The following is an 18040-nucleotide window of genomic DNA, read 5'->3' on the forward strand; positions in this document are numbered from 1 at the left end:
CATATCACCTATTTCAATTTACGACGACGCCATAAACTTTGCTTACCTTGCACTAATAAACGCTGAGTAGTCCATCCACCGCGATTAATATACAAAACAGTATTTGAATCCCCAAAGATAGACTCACCAGCTGAAGCAAGAGTCGGGGTACATGCTTCTTTTTTAGCCGCTTTTTTCTTAGTTACATAGGCATCAAATTGTTTTTGTACATCATAATCTTCCCAACAATCACCTGTCACAACATAGTCTACAAGAGGTGCTAATACATTACGAAACTCATGAGAAGCAAGGTCTAACAAATGACCATCTTGTGTATATGTTAGGATATCTTCATCATAAGGAATCATAGCCCCTACATACTCGGCGCGAAGGACTTCCAACATATCATATAAATCTATGTCTTCACTATCTACTGGCACTGCATTAAAGGCAATAGCAAAGTCGCGAATATTATGTTCTTGACACACTTGAATCATACGCGCCCCATTGCGCAAGGATACCCACAATGGATGTGTCACAACGATACAACGACTCACAAGATTTAAAATTGACTCAATGCCCTTACCAATCCCTGCTGGTGCATCGATCAAAATATAGTCATATACATCACAAAGCCTACGAACTAATTTCTTATACTTCTTTCGACCTATATCTTCCCAGCGTGCACTTTGACTAGCCGGTAAGAAATCTAGATTTTCTGCAATTGATACAATAGCATCATCTGTATATTCTTTATCTTCACTCGCATCAAGTGCATCATAGATAATTTCATCTGCCACGCCTAATACGAGATCCAAATCGCGCAATCCAAAGTCCCCATCACAGAGCAATACGCGGTGCCCTGCATGACTTAAGGTTGCACCCAAGCATGCAGTGACGGTCGTTTTACCTACGCCACCCTTGCCGGATACAACACCAATGATTTCACCCATACTAATCCTTTCTTGGTTGCCCACTTGTTACTGCATTCTGAGGTTTCTGCCCATTAGGCGTATTCCCTACAGTTGCACTATCTTTATTACTTTTAGTATTTGTGTCATTCGTTTTTTTATTTAATGGTACATTGAAATATGCGGCTAACACATCTCGTACAATTGGGCCTGCAGAGCCCGCACCAAAGCCACCTTGTTCAACAAGTGCAACCACAACAATTTGTGGCTTATCATATGGTGCATAGGCTACAAACCAACCATGATCTCGACCATGAGCATTTTCTGCCGTACCAGTCTTACCAGCTACATTAATTGGGAAGCCTTTAAATAAGTCCCCTGCTGTACCACCTTCATTTGTAACATCACGCAAACCTTCTCGAATAAGGTCCATAATATTTTTTGGAACTGGTAGAATACCTAATTTATCAGGACCAAAAATCTCTTTCGGAGTGCCATCTTTATTATCAATACGGCTTACCACATAAGGTTTATATTTAATACCACCATTAGCTACTTCGCTGAGCAAAACAGCCATTTGCAATGGCGTAACTAAGGTAAAAGATTGACCAATAGCAGCATCGAAGGTTTCACCTAAGTACCAATCTTCATCATATACTTTTCGTTTATACTCAGGGCTTGCCATAATGCCAGAAGCCTCACCTGGTAAATTAATACCAGTCTTTTCGCCAATGCCAAAATAAGCAGCATATTTATCGAGATTTTCTATACCAACACGATTACCCATTTCATAGAAGTAAACGTTATCTGACTTAGCAAGCGCTCTATTAAAGTTAAGCCATCCTAAGGCTTCACCTTCTGCATTTCGCTTATCGATCAACCAGTGCTTACCACTATCAAAGATCATCTCTTCAGGAGTAACCTTTTTAAGATCTAACGCTGCTGTACCAGTAATAATCTTAAATGGTGACCCTGGTGGATATCCACCAGAAATTACCTTATTATCAAATGGATGATTTTTATCATTATTCAGCTGATTCCATTGAGCAGTTGTAATTCCTTTAGAAAACCAGTTTGGATTAAATTCAGGCGCACTGACCATAGCTAAAATAGCCCCTGTATTAGGGTCCATGGCCACCACTGCTGCCCCTTGTGCTGGAATACCTTGTGCACGCAATTGATTGAGCTGATTTTTAACTGCTTCTTCAGCAGCCTTTTGAAGATTTACATCAATAGTTAAATGAATATTGGCACCTGGTACAGTATGCTTTCTATCTACTTCAGCCACAGGACGACCTGTAGCATCTACCTCAACTTGTTTACCACCATCGGTACCACGCAAGATAGAATCATATAATTTTTCGAGACCAGAACGACCTAAAATAGTACCGCCACTTACCAGTGTATTAGGGTCTTGCTGTTTTAGCTCTTCTAATTCCTCTTCACTCACTTCACCAACATAACCAAATAATTGAGAAGCCATCGTTTCATATGGATAGTATCGAAGTGGCTCAACATCAATGGTTACCCCTGGTAATTCATGACGATGCTCTTCAATGGTTGTCACTACGTCCATAGAAATATCATTAGCAATACGTATTGGCTCATAACCATACTTGTGATCATTAACCTTCTTTGTAATATCTTCAGGCTTCATTTTTAATAAAGCTGCCAATTTAGCAACTTCACCATCATCCAAAGCCTTTCCAGTAGGCATGATAGATATAGTATAGGCAGGTCGAGAGCCTACAAGAATTTGACCATTACGATCATACATAACGCCTCGTGCTGCAGTCATCGGTACCATGCGCAATCGGTTACCTTCCGCCTTAGCTTGATAATAACCACCAGCCAAGATTTGAAGCATAAACAAGCGCAATGCCAATATGATGAATATGCCCGCTACAATGTAAAAGAGTACATCAAAGCGACTCGTTTTTTTTCGTTTATAGAGGCCTTCAAGCACTCTTTCACCCCCTTACTAATTTATTACCAAATATAATCTTGTCGTTCGTCCTTACGCCACAACAGCCCATGTACGATAGCAGCCAATACGCCGTTCCAAAATAGAACAGGTATAACCATATGCCACATATATAATCCAATATGTAAATCCCCACCACTAGCCAATATCATGAGACTACGGATAAACCCATCAAGTAAGGTACAAATAGCTACGATAGCACTAGACCAATACCAACGCTCTTCATAGAGTCTATGTTTTACAGCGGATAATAAATAAACCACAAGAACATATGGGAATAAATGGAGCCCAAAGAAATTAGATATTAATACATCATGCACGATACCGCCTATAACAGCGGCCATCAGCCCCATACGACGTCCTTTGAAAAGTGTGACCATAACAATGATAGTTAAAATTAAATTTGGTAACCAATTCGTATGAAATATGGCTGGCAATAATTGGGCCTGTATAAAGTAAATTAAAAATCCACAGAGGACTAAAGCTAAACGCGTCATGGTTTAACAGCCCCCTTTGCCCCTTCTACTTGATCTCGTTGTGTCTGAGGTACAAGCTTAGGCTCAAGGCCTGGTTTTTGTGGTGCACTAAGAGAAGATGATGTCAACACAAACACCTCTTCTAAGCGGTAGAAGTCTACACTAGGTGTAATAACGGCATTCTTTACAAAACCTTCTGTATCATTTTCGATAGACTGTACATTGCCAACAGGCAATCCTTTTGGATAAATACCACCATACCCAGAGGTTATTAATTTATCCCCTACTAATACATCACCATCACGAGCAATATTTACCATCGATGGCGTACGAGGTGAGTCTCCATCCCCCTTTACAACACCAGATAGACGAGATTCAGGGCGCTGTACGATAACACCGACTGCACTGCGGGGGTCAAGAATCGTTTGTACGCGAGAGGAATGAGGATACACATCGGTAATAAAACCAACTACCCCACTTGGCACAACAACCGCCATATTAACGGACATTCCATCTTCACTGCCCTTATCAATAGTGAAAGTATTTGTCCATGTACCATAATCCTTTGTAATAATACCGGCCAATGTCATAGAGAATTCCGGATGATTACTCTTATAATTAAGAAGTTGGCGAAGTCGAATATTTTCTGCCACTACCTCATCATAATTAACAACTTTTTGTTCTAATGTAGCTTTGCGAGATGCTTCCTCATCACGTTCAATAGTTGTAGAAATTGCATTATTAAGTACTGTAAAACCAGTTTGAACACCATCAAGTAAACGTGCAGAACCATACGCAAACGGTGTTGTAATGCCTTCAAGCGTAACAGTAACAAAAGGAATACTAGTTCGCTGTTTCCAAGCAAATCCAAGTAAAGCTAATAGGATACAGCTAATGACAACAACGATAATCAACTTTTTATCTGACTGTATCATATTAGTCTTGGCCCTTTCTATTCTTAGAATTTACAATAAATCGCGATAAACTCACCAAGTCCGATGAAGCCCCATTAAGGCCGACAACGACTTTCGTCTCTGGTGCGTCAGGAACATGTACAGGCACGCCCAACTCGCCGCCGATGCGCTCTGCCAACCCTGACAATTGCGCTGTACCACCAGTAAGATAAATACCATATTGCATAATATCTGCTACAATTTCAGGTTCAGCGGAACGAATCATTTGTTTCACTTCATCTAAAAGGCCAGTAATACAATCATTAATAACTTGGTATACTTCTGATTGATGAATGACACAACGTCTACCAAGACCATTCATCATATCGCGGCCTTGGAAGGCATATTCTGCATCTTCTAACGGTTCCATAGCAGTGCCTACAGTATGTTTAATATCCTCTATAATTTCATCAGAAACGATTACACCAAAGCATTCGCGTACATAACGTAGCAATGCATTATTGATATCAGAGCCACCAAAGCGAATCGTTTTACTATCTACAATACCACCTAATGAAACAATGCCCATATCTACGGTACCACCACCAATATCAATGACCATAGATCCACGAGCCTCAAAGATAGGTGCACCGCAGCCAATAGCTGCAGCTACAGGCCGTTCAATAAGAAATACTTCGCGAGCGCCAGCTTGAATAACAGCATCCATCATCGCCCGTTGCTCAACATCAGTCATACCACATGGAACGCCTACAAGAACACGAGCACGACGCAATGTATTAGACACCTTGTTAAGAAAATAGTTAAGCATGGTATGCATAACGCGGTAATCCACGATAAACCCATCTTTTAATGGTGTCAAAGGGCGCCACATGTCTGGCATACGCAATACAAGACGAGCTGCTTCATCTCCAACGGCTACTACCTTTTCTTGCTTTGTATCAGTTGCTATAATAGATGGCTCGCTTATAACAGTTCCTCGCGTCCCCCCCATGAGGCGCGTCTGTATGGAACCAATATCTATACTTACATCTTTTCCTAGAGTAGGTAAAATGGAACTCATAATAAAATCTCCTTCATTACATCATCATTCCATTTTACCACATATAATGCGACTTTTTCTATTAATATCAAGGCTTTTCCCGTTGTTAAAAGCATAGAAAATGCATAATTCAAGTACCCTTAAGTCATACACAATTCATATTACATAAATCATACATAGTGTATACGCATAAACTATACCCAAAAGAAAAAGCACTCCTATAATGATATATTTCTTACACTGAACTAATCAGAAAGAATACTCTCATTATTATGAGTGCTTTTATCTATTAATGTATGTATGCTCTAACTAAGTTTACCAATTTCGCTAAGACTAGTAAATTCATTATCACCTATAACAATATGATCTAATACTGGTATCCCCATAAACTGACCCGCACTGACAAAAAGCTTGGTAAGTCGTATATCTTCATCGCTAGGACGACTATCGCCGGACGGATGATTATGTATTAAAATAATAGCTGCCGCATTACAAGCTATTGCCTTCTTAAAAACAGCTCTCTGCTCTACCAGACTAGATATTAGACCTCCACTAGAAATATGTTCTATTTGAATTAACTTATTGCGAGATGTCAACATGGCCGCCCATACATGTTCAACCTCTTCATGCCGTAAGCGTTCCATTACATATTGAGCAACCACAAAGGGCTGAGAAAAATCCTCGTAAGTTTCCTTGATTTTTAGCTCACCTAATCGCCGTCCCACTTCAAGAGCTGCACACAAAGTTACCGCTTTATCAGTCCCAATACCCTTGATTTTTACAAGCTCTTCAACAGTCATTCTGTTTAAGCCATACACACCATCATCAAAGGACTGTATGATAGCACTAGCTAACGTAATAGCAGATTGACCTTTTACGCCCGTTCGCAATAAAATAGCTAAAAGTTCCTCCATTGCCATATGAGAAGGCCCGAGGGCAAGAAACTTCTCCCGAGGCCGTTGAAATGGCAACATATCTTTTACACTTACTGTTGGTACTTCCATAGAATCTCTCCATTCAAACAGATAACACCATTTGTAAATCTAACTACATATATCTACTCTCTATAATAAGATAATGTTATTTAGCACCTAATGCTTTACACAGTTCCTCATATACATGTTCAACTGGCAATCCTACGACATTAGTATAAGATCCTTCTATTTTTTCTACCCATAAAGCACCTTTACCTTGTATACCATAAGCACCAGCCTTATCCATAGGCTCACCACTAGCAATATAAGACTCTATTTCAAAAGGAGCTAATTTTTTAAAATATACCTTTGTTTCATTATGAAAAACTATTTCTTGACCTTTAACGAGTAAGGCCACTCCCGTAACGACAGAATGAACTCGGCCTGATAAACATTCTAGCATATAACGAGCCTCAGCCTCATCATGAGGTTTACCTAACACTTGATTGTCTAACACCACAATGGTATCAGCACCAAGCACAAGACCCCCTTCAGGTATGCCTACAGCAGCACGAGCTTTGCCTAAAGCCTGTGCTTTTACCATTTCAATGGGATTATCATATCCCTTATTAGCCTCTTCATAGGTACTCGATACGACAATATGATCAATGCCAACTTGTGTTAATAATTCAGTTCTTCGTGGTGATTGGCTCGCCAAATATAATCCAGCCATTTGCACTCCTTTACGGTATAAGAATTTAGGTTAATTTAACTATTTTATCAATAAAACTAACTAGCATAGCCCAGAAACATAGACCCAAAAATATAAATTAGAACATTTATAAATTAAACAGTAATATCCGGGCCATCCTTTTCAGGTGTGGTTAACTTCTTATAGTACTCTTGCACATTCTCTCCATGTTTTACCGCATCAGCACGCACGGCAGCATAGAATACAATATTCTCTTGCGAAACACGAATACGACCTGGTACATATTCATCTAAAATCTCAAAAAATTTATCATCCGCTTTCAATAAAAGGCGACCGTTTTGAACCTTATCCCCCTTTACAATAGCATATACTAAAGACCAAATAGGACGGGGATCAGAAGTTGAACATTTTCTGTATTTATATCGATATTTAATATTCGTCAATAATTCACGTTCAAACTTAAATACACCATCAATCATATCGTAATCTACCTCAAAATGGCGCTTTCTAAATATAGAAGATTCTTCAATTACCAATTTTGTATCTGTCAAAATATAGGTATATCGACTTACCGCTTGTTTAACAATCACAATGATCGCCATAATTTCAATAAAATATTCTGCTATTAATATAGTATGCAAGTTAATACTACGATATGTAGTGTACCCGACACCACATAATAATAGAATGACAAAACATAATACTAGCCACTCCGCACTTTTAGCACGGAGAGAGTTTTCTTCATATAATACCGTCATATGTTACCCCTTTAAAAGAACTACTACATCATAACTATACATTCTATTATAAGGTATTATAAACATAAAAACTACAAAAACCCCGTCTACACCTAATGTATAGACGGGGTTTTATGACTCTATTAGTCAACTAGTTCAGATACGAACTATATTATTTTTTCAAAGCGCCTGTAATACGTTGAGTATCGCGAGCAATCATAATTTCTTCGTTTGTAGGGATTACGAAGATTTTAACTTTGGAGCCTTCAGCACTAATTTCTTGTTCTTTACCGCGAATATTATTACGTTCAGAATCAATGCGAGTACCCAAGTATTCTAAACCATTGCAAATTGCATCACGGTTACCGATACCATTTTCACCGATACCAGCAGTGAATACGATAGCATCAACACCACCCATAATTGCAGCAAATGCACCAATTACACGACGAACTTTGTAATGGAACATATTCAATGCTAATTGAGCACGTTTGTTACCATTAGAAGCAGCTTCTTCGATAACACGGAAGTCATTGGACACACCGGAAATACCAAGTACACCGGATTTTTTGTTCATTACAGTATCAACTTCTTCGTAGTTCATACCAGTTTTGTTCATCAAGAATGGAACGATAGCTGGGTCAATATCACCAGTACGAGTACCCATGATCAAGCCGGACAATGGAGTGAAGCCCATTGTAGTATCGATGGAACGACCACCTTTAATAGCGGATACGGAAGAACCATTACCTAAGTGACATGTGATGATGCGAAGATCAGACATGTGTTTACCCATCAATTCAGCACAACGTTGTGCAACATATTTATGGGATGTACCGTGGAAACCGTAACGACGAATACCATAATTTTCATAGTATTCGTAAGGAAGTGCATACATGTAAGCTTCTTTAGGCATTGTTTGGTGGAATGCAGTATCGAATACAGCAACTTGTGGTACATTTGGCATGATAGCTTGGCAAGCTTCGATACCTTGAATATTTGGTGGGTTATGCAATGGAGCCAATGCGCAGCATTCTTCTAATGCTTCCATAACAGCTGGAGTGATCAATACGGAGTCAGCGAATTTTTCACCGCCATGTACTACACGGTGACCAACAGCGTCGATTTCGTCCATGGACTTAATTACACCATATTCAGCATCAACTAAAATATCAAGCAAAATGCGAAGAGCTTCTTTATGGTTCAAAATTGGTTCAACGCGTTCTAATTTATCTGCGTTAGGACGTTTATGAGTGAAGATAGCGTCTTGATCACCAATCTTCTCAAAAAGACCTTTTGCCAATTCTGTTTCAGTTGTCATATCAAGTAATTGATACTTCAAGGAAGAACTACCGCAGTTAACTACTAATACGTTCATCGATTAACCCTCTTTCTGTTGTGTAACTTGAATCTTGTTTTGAATTTCTTTGCTGATATCAGCACCTACCTGATCCTTTTCAGGATATTGGTAGACTATATTCCACAATACGCCATGATCTAAGAATACGTATTGAGAAAATCTAAATGTTTGCCCTTGAGTCGTATACGTCACATCAAGCTTTTTAGCAGATGCGCCATCTAAAGCTACAGACTCTTCCTTGATGGTGCCGCCAATTTTAGTAAACTCAGATTTGCTACGGTTTACATAGTCATCCACGGTTGGCAAAGGCTTGTTTTCACCGGCACGCAAAGCTTCAACCTCAATTACCATATGTTCTGTAACGGATCCATAAATATCAATTGGATACCCATCATCCGACATATTTTTGGTACTTTTACCCATTTCATAAGGCAAAGCAATGGTAATTTCAGATTGACCAGCACGGATAACTTGATGGCCAAAACTATATGTATCCATTACATTTGTAGAGCCACATCCCGCCATTGCTAGTAGCGCAGCACCGAGCAGAGCCCCTTGTAATGTACGTTTCCAATTTTGTTTCATCATATACCTCACATCAATTCAGCATTTATAGTTAATTATAGCCTATAGAACAAATAAAATCTACAAAAAACTTTAGTTTTACACACATTTTTACATCTGTTCCTTCACAATACAGTCTATTAAATTCAAAATTTATTTACAGTACCTTTATGCTTTGTTACACTAACACTAATGAAAGGAGTCACCATGAAAACTATAGGCATTATTTGTGAATACAATCCATTTCACAATGGTCACGCACACCAACTACATACCCTAGCAACAAAATACCCAAATGCCTTGCGCATTTGTATCATGAGTGGTTCCTTTGTACAACGAGGCGAGCCAGCTATTTTCTCCAAGTTTGATCGCGCTCGTTGGGCCATTCTAGGCGGTGCAGATATCGTTATCGAACTTCCTACACTCTATTCGTTAGGCAGTGCCCAACTATTTGCTTCAGGTGCCATTCAATTAATAAAATCTTTATCTATTGATATGCTTTCCTTTGGTTCTGAAACAACTAATTTAGAGCAACTCATCCTTACTGCTAAATGTATGGATTGTGAAAGCACACAAAATAAGTTACGTAATTACTTAAATGAAGGGCTATCCTATAGTACAGCCTTCCGCAAAGCCCTAGGCTCCGAATCACTTAGCACACCTAATGCCTTATTAGGGCTTGAATATATACGAGCTGGATTAAAACATCACCCAAACTTAGAATATATTCCTATTCTGCGTACATCTAATCACCACAACCCAAATATCGATCAAGAGTTACCATCCGGTACGGCATTGCGCCAACTTATCACTACTTCTATTCCATTAAATATATCTTCAGCGCTTTTAAGTGCTATTCCAACAGCGATTCTAAATGATATGACACATAGAATCACTAATGGTGACTATGTCGATTATAGTAGATATTACAATATGTTACATATGCTGAGTCGTCGCATGACTACTAATGAATTAGTGTGTTTTGTTGATTTCACCGAAGGTATTGAACACTTGTGGTTAAAAGCAGCACAACAGCCTTCATGGGAATCTGCCATTGAGCAAATTAAATCCAAGCGCTACACCTATGCCCGTTTACAGCGAATGAGTGCATACCTTACATTAGGAATTACGAAAGACTTGCTAAATGTCACTATGCAAAACGGTCCTCAATACGCTAGATTACTAGCCTTCAATGACAGAGGTCGTCAATGGCTTAGGACTGAACATGACATTCCACTCATTCAGAAATGGGCCAAAGCACCTACTCAACTTAACAATCTTGGAAAATCTATATACCACGTTGATACGCTAGCTACAGATATACAAGCCTTATGTTTCCATAATCAAGATAAACGTATGGGTCATACAGACTATATATATACACCACAATATATTAAATAAAAGCATAATTTTAATTTAAGTAAAAAAGGGGTTACAATACAGGTTATTCCTGTATTGTAACCCCTTCTTCACCATCTAAGTCTGCTACGGCAACCCGTACACTTTCAAGATGTGATGTAGGAATATTTTTACCCACATAGTCTGCTCGGATTGGCAATTCACGGTGACCACGATCCACTAGAACCGCTAATTGAATAGATTTAGGTCTACCAGATGTCATCAATGCATTTAAAGCTGCACGAATAGTACGCCCGGTGTAAAGCACATCGTCCACGAGAATAATTGTTTTCTCCGTTGTATCAATCGTACATGGTTCTCCCTCTTTTTGGCGAGCATCACGATCATCACGATACATAGCAACATTTAGCGATTCACATTCTATACGAATACCTTCAATGCGTTCGATTTCGACCTGCAACCGTTTTGCCAGAATAACACCACGTCGTTCAATGCCTACAATAAGAGCATTAGATAAGCCTTTATTACGTTCTAGGATTTCATGACTAATACGACGAATCGCGCGCATAATAGCATCTTGATCCATCAATAAGCGTTTCTTTTCCATATATACGCCCTTATAGCACAGAGTTCTCTATGCCCCTTTACAAATATAGTTAGAAGATTATTTAGTAAACCACAATATAAGTCAGCTATTTTATTTACATCTATTTACGTTTGTTTTCATTCCTTTTCGTTTGTTCGCTTATTTTCGTTTATCTTCTCGATATATTTTAGCAAACTCTATACATGCTACGAAGTCATCTGGAAGAGGCGCCTCAAAATGCATACTTTCACCTGTAATAGGATGTTTTACCTCTAAAGATTTAGAGTGCAATGCCTGTCCTTCAATAGGGAAATCCATACGACGGTAACCATAGAACGGATCATTAACAACAGGATGTCCAATATGAGCAAAATGTACACGAATTTGATGTGTGCGCCCAGTCTCTAAATTACATTCAACCAAGGTTTGATGTCCAAATCGTTCAACTACATTAAAGTGAGTGACTGCATCCTTACTATTTTCAAAGACGACAGCCATTTTCATACGATCCTTGGGATGTCTTCCAATAGGAGCTTTAATAGTACCCTTTTCTTCTACAATATTACCTTGTACTAATGCTAAATACGTCCGTTTAGCAGAATGTTCTTTTACCTGCTCCGCTAACCCTATATGAGCCGCATCATTTTTAGCAGCCATCATAACACCTGATGTATCCTTATCTAAACGGTGAACAATACCAGGTCTTATTTCACCATTAATACCAGATAAATCTTTGCAATGATATAGCAATGCATTAACAAGTGTACCTGAATAATTACCCACTGCAGGATGAACAACCATTCCACGTGCTTTATTTACAATGATAATATCATGATCTTCATACAATATGTCTAAAGGAATATTCTCTGGTTTAACCTCAACAGACTCTGGCTCTGGTACCTCTACATGAATAATCGATCCTGCTGTAAGTCTAAGATTCGCTTTACCTACTTTATTACTTACAGTAACATGACCGCCTTTAATTAAACTTTGAATATAGCTACGAGATCCTTCCATTTGTTCTGTTAAAAAAACGTCTAATCTCATGCCCTCTTGCTCAGCACTAACAATATATTCGTTCATCCTCTACCTCTCTATGAGTTAAGTAATATATTCATATTATTTTAGAGTATCTATCATTCATTCTCTTCTTTAGATGTAAACAAATGATAGATAACCAATGCTACGCCTACACATATGCCAATATCAGCCACATTGAAAATAGGCCATATACGAAAATCAAAGAAATCTACAACGCCATGAAGCAAATAGCGATCTATACCATTACCAATAGCGCCTGCAACTAATAATGCAGAACCAACTTGTAAAGTCCAAGGACCTTTCAATAATCGTTTCCAGTAATACGCACAAATACCTAATAATATGACAGCTACCAACAAGAAGAACCATCGTTGATTAGCTAGCATACCAAAAGCTGCTCCACGATTGATGATAAATGTTAAATGAAATACATTAGGAATAACAGTAAGTGATTCCCCTAACATAAAATGATTCATAACATAATATTTAGTCAATTGATCTAATAGAATCCAAAATATAAGTATAAAATAAAACAAGATGTACTCCTCTATAATAATATATATCTTAATAGTCCTATTATACTAAGTTAACCAAATTTAGGCAAAATAAAAAGCCCCTCAATGAGGGGCAGTTTAATTTGTGATTACTCAGCGGAAATTACAGATACTGGGCAAACGGATTCGCAAGAACCGCAATCGATGCAAGTATCGTTGATTTCGTATTTAGTTTCGCCTTCAGAAATAGCAGAAACTGGGCAAACAGATGCGCAAGAACCACATTTAATGCAACCATCAGCAATAACTCTCATAATTAGGACCTCCATAAAAATATAGATCAGAACTTTTTTATTATCATTTAGAAAGGCACTTGCCTCAACTTATGTTCTCATTATCACACAGTTCTTTTTGAAAGTCAAATGAAAATGATAAAAAACTATATATATTTTTGCATACTACTTTTTCCTTTTTATCATACAATACCTATATTTATAGGTATTTTGATATTATTTTTCATTTAATTAAATGAATATGATACTCAATAAATGAGAATATAGTAATTATCATTTTTATGAAATCCTAAGTGTGATACTAGGAATTTAATTATCAATATTTATTATCATAAAAACTATTTTTTTATTACAACAGATTTAATGCTTATCAATATTTTAAATTTAACATATAACTTCACTCTTTTAAAAAAGGCCGAATCATACGATTCGACCTCATTTATATTTATATAGTAAAGTAATATCTTTAATATTATTCACTATAGACCTATTATTCATAATATAACAATAATACTATTTATTTTCTTCTTATAACAATTAGAGAGATGTTAAGAATGTTAGTGTACCTAAAATAACACCTGCTAGATTTGGTACGATTAAAATATAGTCACGTTTAGGTGATTTTGTCCAACCATATAATACCCAAATCAAACAGGATACTGCTGCAAATAATGGCTGCCATGGTTGACTAGGTTTACCTTGAAGATTAGCAATAATTTGTGGGATATAGGCTAAAAATACAAATACACCAATAAATGCACCAATAGAACCAACTAACATGTTAAATCTTTCTTTTGTCATAGATGACCTCCTTATTAAACATTACATTATTATATCTCACACAATATACTATATCATATTTTTTTCGATGTAGTCAATTGTGTAAAATTAATCATGCAAATTAGTTTAATTCATATTGCTTTTGATTACACTTATATGTAATCTATATTAAAATCATATAGGCTAAAATCATAAAAAACGAGGTCGAATCTTACGATTCGACCTCGTATGTGCTTTATAGTAGAGTAACCTGTTCCCTATTATTTACCAGGGAAGAATGGCCATACCATTGGGATAATAAGCAAGCTCACTACGAAGCAAACCAAAATCAACGGAACGCCAGCTTTTACATAGTCTGTAAATTTGTATTGACCAGGACCAAGTACTAATGTATTTGGAGGTGTACCTACAGGTGTACCGAATGCACAAGATGCAGCAACGCCGATAGCCATCAATACAGCATGAGGGTCAGCCCCCATACCTTGGGCAATGGAGATACCGATAGGAGCCAATAATGCACAAGATGCAGTATTAGACATAAACTGAGTCATAATACAAGACAATGCAAATAATACGCCTGTTGCAAAGTAAGGACTAGGGTTATCACCCATAACACTAATTACTGCATTAGCAATCATTTTGCCTGCACCAGATTGATCAAGCGCAGTTGCCACTGGCATCATACCAGCAAATAAGAAAATTGTTACCCAGTCAATAGATGTGTAAGCTTGTTTTTCATTCAAGCAACCAGTCAAAACACAAAGCATTGCACCAATGACAGCAACCATGCTCAATGGTAAGTTAATACCATAATCTTTTAGAAAATCTCCCAAAATCATAGCAATGATTACACCTAATAGAATAAGACCAGAATATACTTGTTTCTTAGGATCATTAGAAATATCTTCTGCTGCTACTTCTTGTTCAACATCGCCAGCATCATCAATTTCATGTTTAGGTAATAAATGTTTACCAACAAGCATCATAAATACAATAGTAGCGATAGTCAAAGGAATACCAATCCAAGCAAACTCAAAGAAACCAAATGGTTGTTCACCAAATTTAGTTAATGTACCACTTACAATGATATTAGGTGGTGTACCAACCATTGTAATAATACCACCGATACCTGCAGCAAATGCTAAAGGCATCAATTGACGGGATGCAGGAATCTTAGCAACAGCACAAATACCTACAACTACAGGAAGTAGTGCCGCTGTTGTACCCGTGTTGGATAAAAATGCAGACATAGTTGCTGTAACAAGCATAATGGCAAGCATTAAACCATTTTCGCTAGTACCAGCATGAGATACTACTGTTTCCCCAATTTTTTGAGCTAAACCAGTATAAAATAATGCTGCACCAACAACGAACATGCCTGCAAACAACACAACTGTACTATCAGACAAGCCAGAGAATACAACCTTAGGAGTAATAATCCCCATAAGTCCAAGTGCAATAGCACCGCCTAAAGAAGTAATAGCTAAAGGAATAATTTCCGTAACAAATAAAACAGCCATAACTGCAAGGACGATTAAGGTTTGTTCTGCAGTACCCATACATCATCATCTCCCTTCAGAGAAATGCACTGATATAGTTATAAATAATATAAGATATAACCTACGATACCAATGATAAAAGCCATCAAAACTACAATTCCATAGCCCTCTATCGTTTTAGGATATCCAAAAAGTAATGTTTCACCTAAAAAACCTCGGCGGTTAAACCAAGAATATTTAGTTCTACGTTGGAACCATTTGGCTTTTCCCTCATTACCGATAATCAGTGCAGTAATAAAAAAAACAATAAATGCCCATATAAAACAAATCAGTATTTTTAATTCTATAGATAACAAGTGACCACCTCTACTATATTTAAAGCACTAGAAGGTTATTTTGTGAACTCTTGCTCATCACCTAATGACCGATCCGAAAAGCATTTATTGCAAGTATTCCCTTTTTATAAATAGTAACATAATATCAAGGGCTTTTTATTCACCAATAGGTGTACCTATTTAGGTACACCTGGGTGAATAATTATTTAATTATTAATGATTAGACAACATAGCAAGCATTGTACCTGCTGCTACTGCTGTACCAATAACACCAGCTACATTTGGCCCCATAGCATGCATGAGTAAAAAATTAGCTGGATTAGCTTTAGCACCAACAACTTGAGATACACGAGCTGCCATTGGAACCGCAGATACACCTGCAGAACCAATAAGTGGATTTGTTTTACCACCATCTACTAAGTTCATCAATTTACCGAATAATACGCCACCAGCAGTACCACCGATAAATGCAACCAAACCTAAGCAAATAATAAGAATTGTTTGTACGCTTAAGAAATGTTCCGCACTCATTGTTAAACCAGTACCTGTTGCCAAGAAAATTGTAACAGTGTTAATCAATGCATTTTGAGAAGTATCAGACAAACGTTCTGTTACTCCAGATTCACGGAACAAATTACCTAACATCAACATACCTAAAAGAGATGTAATGGAAGGAAGCAATAAGGAAATGAAGATTGTTGCAACGATTGGGAATACAATTTTTTCAAAACGTGTAACTTCACGCAATTGTTCCATAACAATTTCGCGCTCTTTTTGCGTAGTGAATAATTTCATTACAGGTGGTTGAATCAACGGTACTAAAGACATATAGGAATATGCAGCAACCGCAATGGCACCTAATAAATGAGGAGCTAGCTTAGTAGCCAAGTAAATGGATGTAGGCCCGTCAGCACCACCAATAATACCGATAGCAGCAGCTTCTTGAGCTGTAAAACCAAGCATCATTGCACCACCTAAAGCAACAAATACACCGATTTGCGCTGCAGCACCTAAAAGCAATGTTTTAGGATTAGCAATAAGTGGACCAAAGTCAGTCATAGCGCCTACACCGAGGAAAATTAAAGGTGGGAAGATCTCTTGGGAGATACCTGCACTAATAAGTGCCATTACGCCTTCTTCAAACCCATTTCGAGGAATATTAGCAAGTACACAACCAAACGCAATCGGCCCCAACAATAATGGTTCAAACTCTTTAGCAAATGCCAAATACAATAGGATCAAACCTACAAGAATCATAATAGCATTGCCTGTTGTAAATGCGAGAAATCCACTATCTGTTATAACGGATTGAATCGCAACAGCAAAAGCCTCCATATGCGTTCCCCTTTCACAAATATAAAATTGTTATACGACGCGGCTAAGCCGCGCCATATAAAACTTGGTATTAACCAAGAACGATCATGTCATCGCCAGTAGATACAGTTTGGTTAGCAGCTACGCGAACGTCTGCAACTACAGCATCATGAGGAGCTGCAATTTCATTTTGCATTTTCATAGCTTCAAGAATCAACAAAGTTTCGCCTTTTTTAACTGCTTGGCCAGCAGATACTGCTACAGATAAGATTTTACCAGGCATTGGAGCTTTTACAGTTTCAGCACCTGCTGGAACTGGAGCTGCTGCTTTAGGAGCTGCTGGAGCTGGTGCAGGAGCTGCTTTAGGAGCTGCTGCAGGAGCTGCTTTAGGAGCCGCTTTAGGAGCTGCTGCTTTTACTTCATTAACTTCTACATCATATGCTGTGCCATTTACTGTAACGTTGAATTTTTTCATTTTAAATTCCTCCAAAATGTGTAATTTCTACACAATACTTATAAATTTCTTATACACATATAAATTGGATAATCAATTTGATTATCTAACTGCCAAAATCTTATCGATTACCGCGTAAACGTCCTTCCATTTTCCAATTATAGCTTACGATTGGACGAATATGCGCAATTTGATCAGCGGAATAACCCATTGCCGCTAATGCACCAACGATTACTGCTACTACATCTTTAGATGGAGCTTTACCGTTAGTTTTTGTAGCATTGCTCATTACAAA

Annotated in this window: 21 protein-coding genes; 1 reads left to right on the forward strand and 20 read right to left on the reverse strand. The window is 37.8% G+C overall.

Translation table 11 applies throughout. The annotated features are described in order from the left end of the window. Positions 1 to 8: 8 nt before the first annotated feature. The 10 genes from RWP19_RS02545 to RWP19_RS02590 form a co-directional block, all read right to left on the reverse strand. On the reverse strand, positions 9 to 932 hold the full coding sequence (locus tag RWP19_RS02545; protein WP_314356345.1) for a P-loop NTPase: 924 nt from the start codon (positions 930 to 932) through the stop codon (positions 9 to 11). A gap of 1 nt (position 933) precedes the next feature. Continuing rightward, positions 934 to 2856 (reverse strand): penicillin-binding protein 2, encoded by a 1923-nt coding sequence (gene mrdA / locus RWP19_RS02550; protein WP_314356346.1) that lies wholly within the window; start codon positions 2854 to 2856, stop codon positions 934 to 936. Between the two features lie 23 nt (positions 2857 to 2879). Continuing rightward, positions 2880 to 3371 carry a rod shape-determining protein MreD gene (gene mreD, locus RWP19_RS02555; RefSeq protein WP_314356347.1) on the reverse strand — a complete coding sequence of 164 codons (492 nt, stop codon included), beginning with the start codon at positions 3369 to 3371 and terminating at the stop codon, positions 2880 to 2882. Continuing rightward, positions 3368 to 4285, reverse strand: coding sequence for a rod shape-determining protein MreC (gene mreC / locus RWP19_RS02560; protein ID WP_314356348.1), 918 nt, complete (start codon positions 4283 to 4285; stop codon positions 3368 to 3370). Before mreC ends, mreD begins: the two co-directional genes overlap by 4 nt. Before the next feature lies 1 nt (position 4286). Further along, complete coding sequence (locus tag RWP19_RS02565) at positions 4287 to 5324, reverse strand: rod shape-determining protein (RefSeq protein ID WP_314356349.1); 1038 nt, start codon at positions 5322 to 5324, stop codon at positions 4287 to 4289. 284 nt (positions 5325 to 5608) lie between these two features. After that, positions 5609 to 6307 carry a DNA repair protein RadC gene (gene radC / locus RWP19_RS02570; protein ID WP_295209757.1) on the reverse strand — a complete coding sequence of 233 codons (699 nt, stop codon included), beginning with the start codon at positions 6305 to 6307 and terminating at the stop codon, positions 5609 to 5611. A gap of 76 nt (positions 6308 to 6383) precedes the next feature. Further along, entirely contained in the window at positions 6384 to 6950 is a 567-nt protein-coding gene (locus tag RWP19_RS02575; RefSeq protein ID WP_314356350.1) for a Maf family protein, read from the reverse strand. Between the two features lie 113 nt (positions 6951 to 7063). Next, entirely contained in the window at positions 7064 to 7687 is a 624-nt protein-coding gene (locus tag RWP19_RS02580; RefSeq protein WP_314356351.1) for a hypothetical protein, read from the reverse strand. A 151-nt stretch (positions 7688 to 7838) separates the two neighbouring features. After that, entirely contained in the window at positions 7839 to 9044 is a 1206-nt protein-coding gene (locus tag RWP19_RS02585) for an acetate/propionate family kinase (protein ID WP_295209748.1), read from the reverse strand. Positions 9045 to 9047: 3 nt separating this feature from the next. Continuing rightward, positions 9048 to 9611 (reverse strand): hypothetical protein, encoded by a 564-nt coding sequence (locus tag RWP19_RS02590; RefSeq protein WP_295287125.1) that lies wholly within the window; start codon positions 9609 to 9611, stop codon positions 9048 to 9050. 186 nt (positions 9612 to 9797) lie between these two features. Between RWP19_RS02590 and RWP19_RS02595 the strand changes: the two genes are divergently transcribed. Continuing rightward, positions 9798 to 10991, forward strand: coding sequence for a nucleotidyltransferase family protein (locus RWP19_RS02595; protein WP_314356352.1), 1194 nt, complete (start codon positions 9798 to 9800; stop codon positions 10989 to 10991). Positions 10992 to 11034: 43 nt separating this feature from the next. Here RWP19_RS02595 and pyrR read toward each other — a convergent pair whose 3' ends face one another. The 10 genes from pyrR to RWP19_RS02645 form a co-directional block, all read right to left on the reverse strand. Further along, entirely contained in the window at positions 11035 to 11556 is a 522-nt protein-coding gene (gene pyrR, locus RWP19_RS02600) for a bifunctional pyr operon transcriptional regulator/uracil phosphoribosyltransferase PyrR (RefSeq protein ID WP_314356354.1), read from the reverse strand. Positions 11557 to 11694: 138 nt separating this feature from the next. Then, entirely contained in the window at positions 11695 to 12618 is a 924-nt protein-coding gene (locus RWP19_RS02605; protein ID WP_314356355.1) for an RluA family pseudouridine synthase, read from the reverse strand. Between the two features lie 53 nt (positions 12619 to 12671). Next, positions 12672 to 13112, reverse strand: a complete 441-nt coding sequence (gene lspA / locus RWP19_RS02610; RefSeq protein WP_314356356.1) for a signal peptidase II — start codon at positions 13110 to 13112, stop codon at positions 12672 to 12674. A gap of 107 nt (positions 13113 to 13219) precedes the next feature. After that, positions 13220 to 13384 (reverse strand): DUF362 domain-containing protein, encoded by a 165-nt coding sequence (locus tag RWP19_RS02615; RefSeq protein WP_005386021.1) that lies wholly within the window; start codon positions 13382 to 13384, stop codon positions 13220 to 13222. A gap of 516 nt (positions 13385 to 13900) precedes the next feature. Next, positions 13901 to 14164 (reverse strand): SemiSWEET family transporter, encoded by a 264-nt coding sequence (locus RWP19_RS02620; RefSeq protein ID WP_314356357.1) that lies wholly within the window; start codon positions 14162 to 14164, stop codon positions 13901 to 13903. A 239-nt stretch (positions 14165 to 14403) separates the two neighbouring features. Next, positions 14404 to 15702 (reverse strand): SLC13 family permease, encoded by a 1299-nt coding sequence (locus RWP19_RS02625; RefSeq protein WP_314356358.1) that lies wholly within the window; start codon positions 15700 to 15702, stop codon positions 14404 to 14406. 38 nt (positions 15703 to 15740) lie between these two features. After that, complete coding sequence (locus RWP19_RS02630; RefSeq protein WP_314356359.1) at positions 15741 to 15998, reverse strand: hypothetical protein; 258 nt, start codon at positions 15996 to 15998, stop codon at positions 15741 to 15743. Between the two features lie 192 nt (positions 15999 to 16190). Beyond that, positions 16191 to 17312 carry a sodium ion-translocating decarboxylase subunit beta gene (locus RWP19_RS02635; RefSeq protein ID WP_295210215.1) on the reverse strand — a complete coding sequence of 374 codons (1122 nt, stop codon included), beginning with the start codon at positions 17310 to 17312 and terminating at the stop codon, positions 16191 to 16193. 70 nt (positions 17313 to 17382) lie between these two features. Further along, a complete protein-coding gene (locus tag RWP19_RS02640; RefSeq protein WP_295210218.1) occupies positions 17383 to 17766 on the reverse strand; it encodes a biotin/lipoyl-containing protein in 384 nt (127 codons plus the stop codon). A 100-nt stretch (positions 17767 to 17866) separates the two neighbouring features. After that, positions 17867 to 18034, reverse strand: a complete 168-nt coding sequence (locus RWP19_RS02645; protein WP_295210220.1) for a hypothetical protein — start codon at positions 18032 to 18034, stop codon at positions 17867 to 17869. Positions 18035 to 18040 lie beyond the last annotated feature (6 nt).

The organism is uncultured Veillonella sp., from assembly GCF_963522475.1.
In the GTDB taxonomy this organism is placed as follows: Bacteria; Bacillota; Negativicutes; order Veillonellales; family Veillonellaceae; genus Veillonella.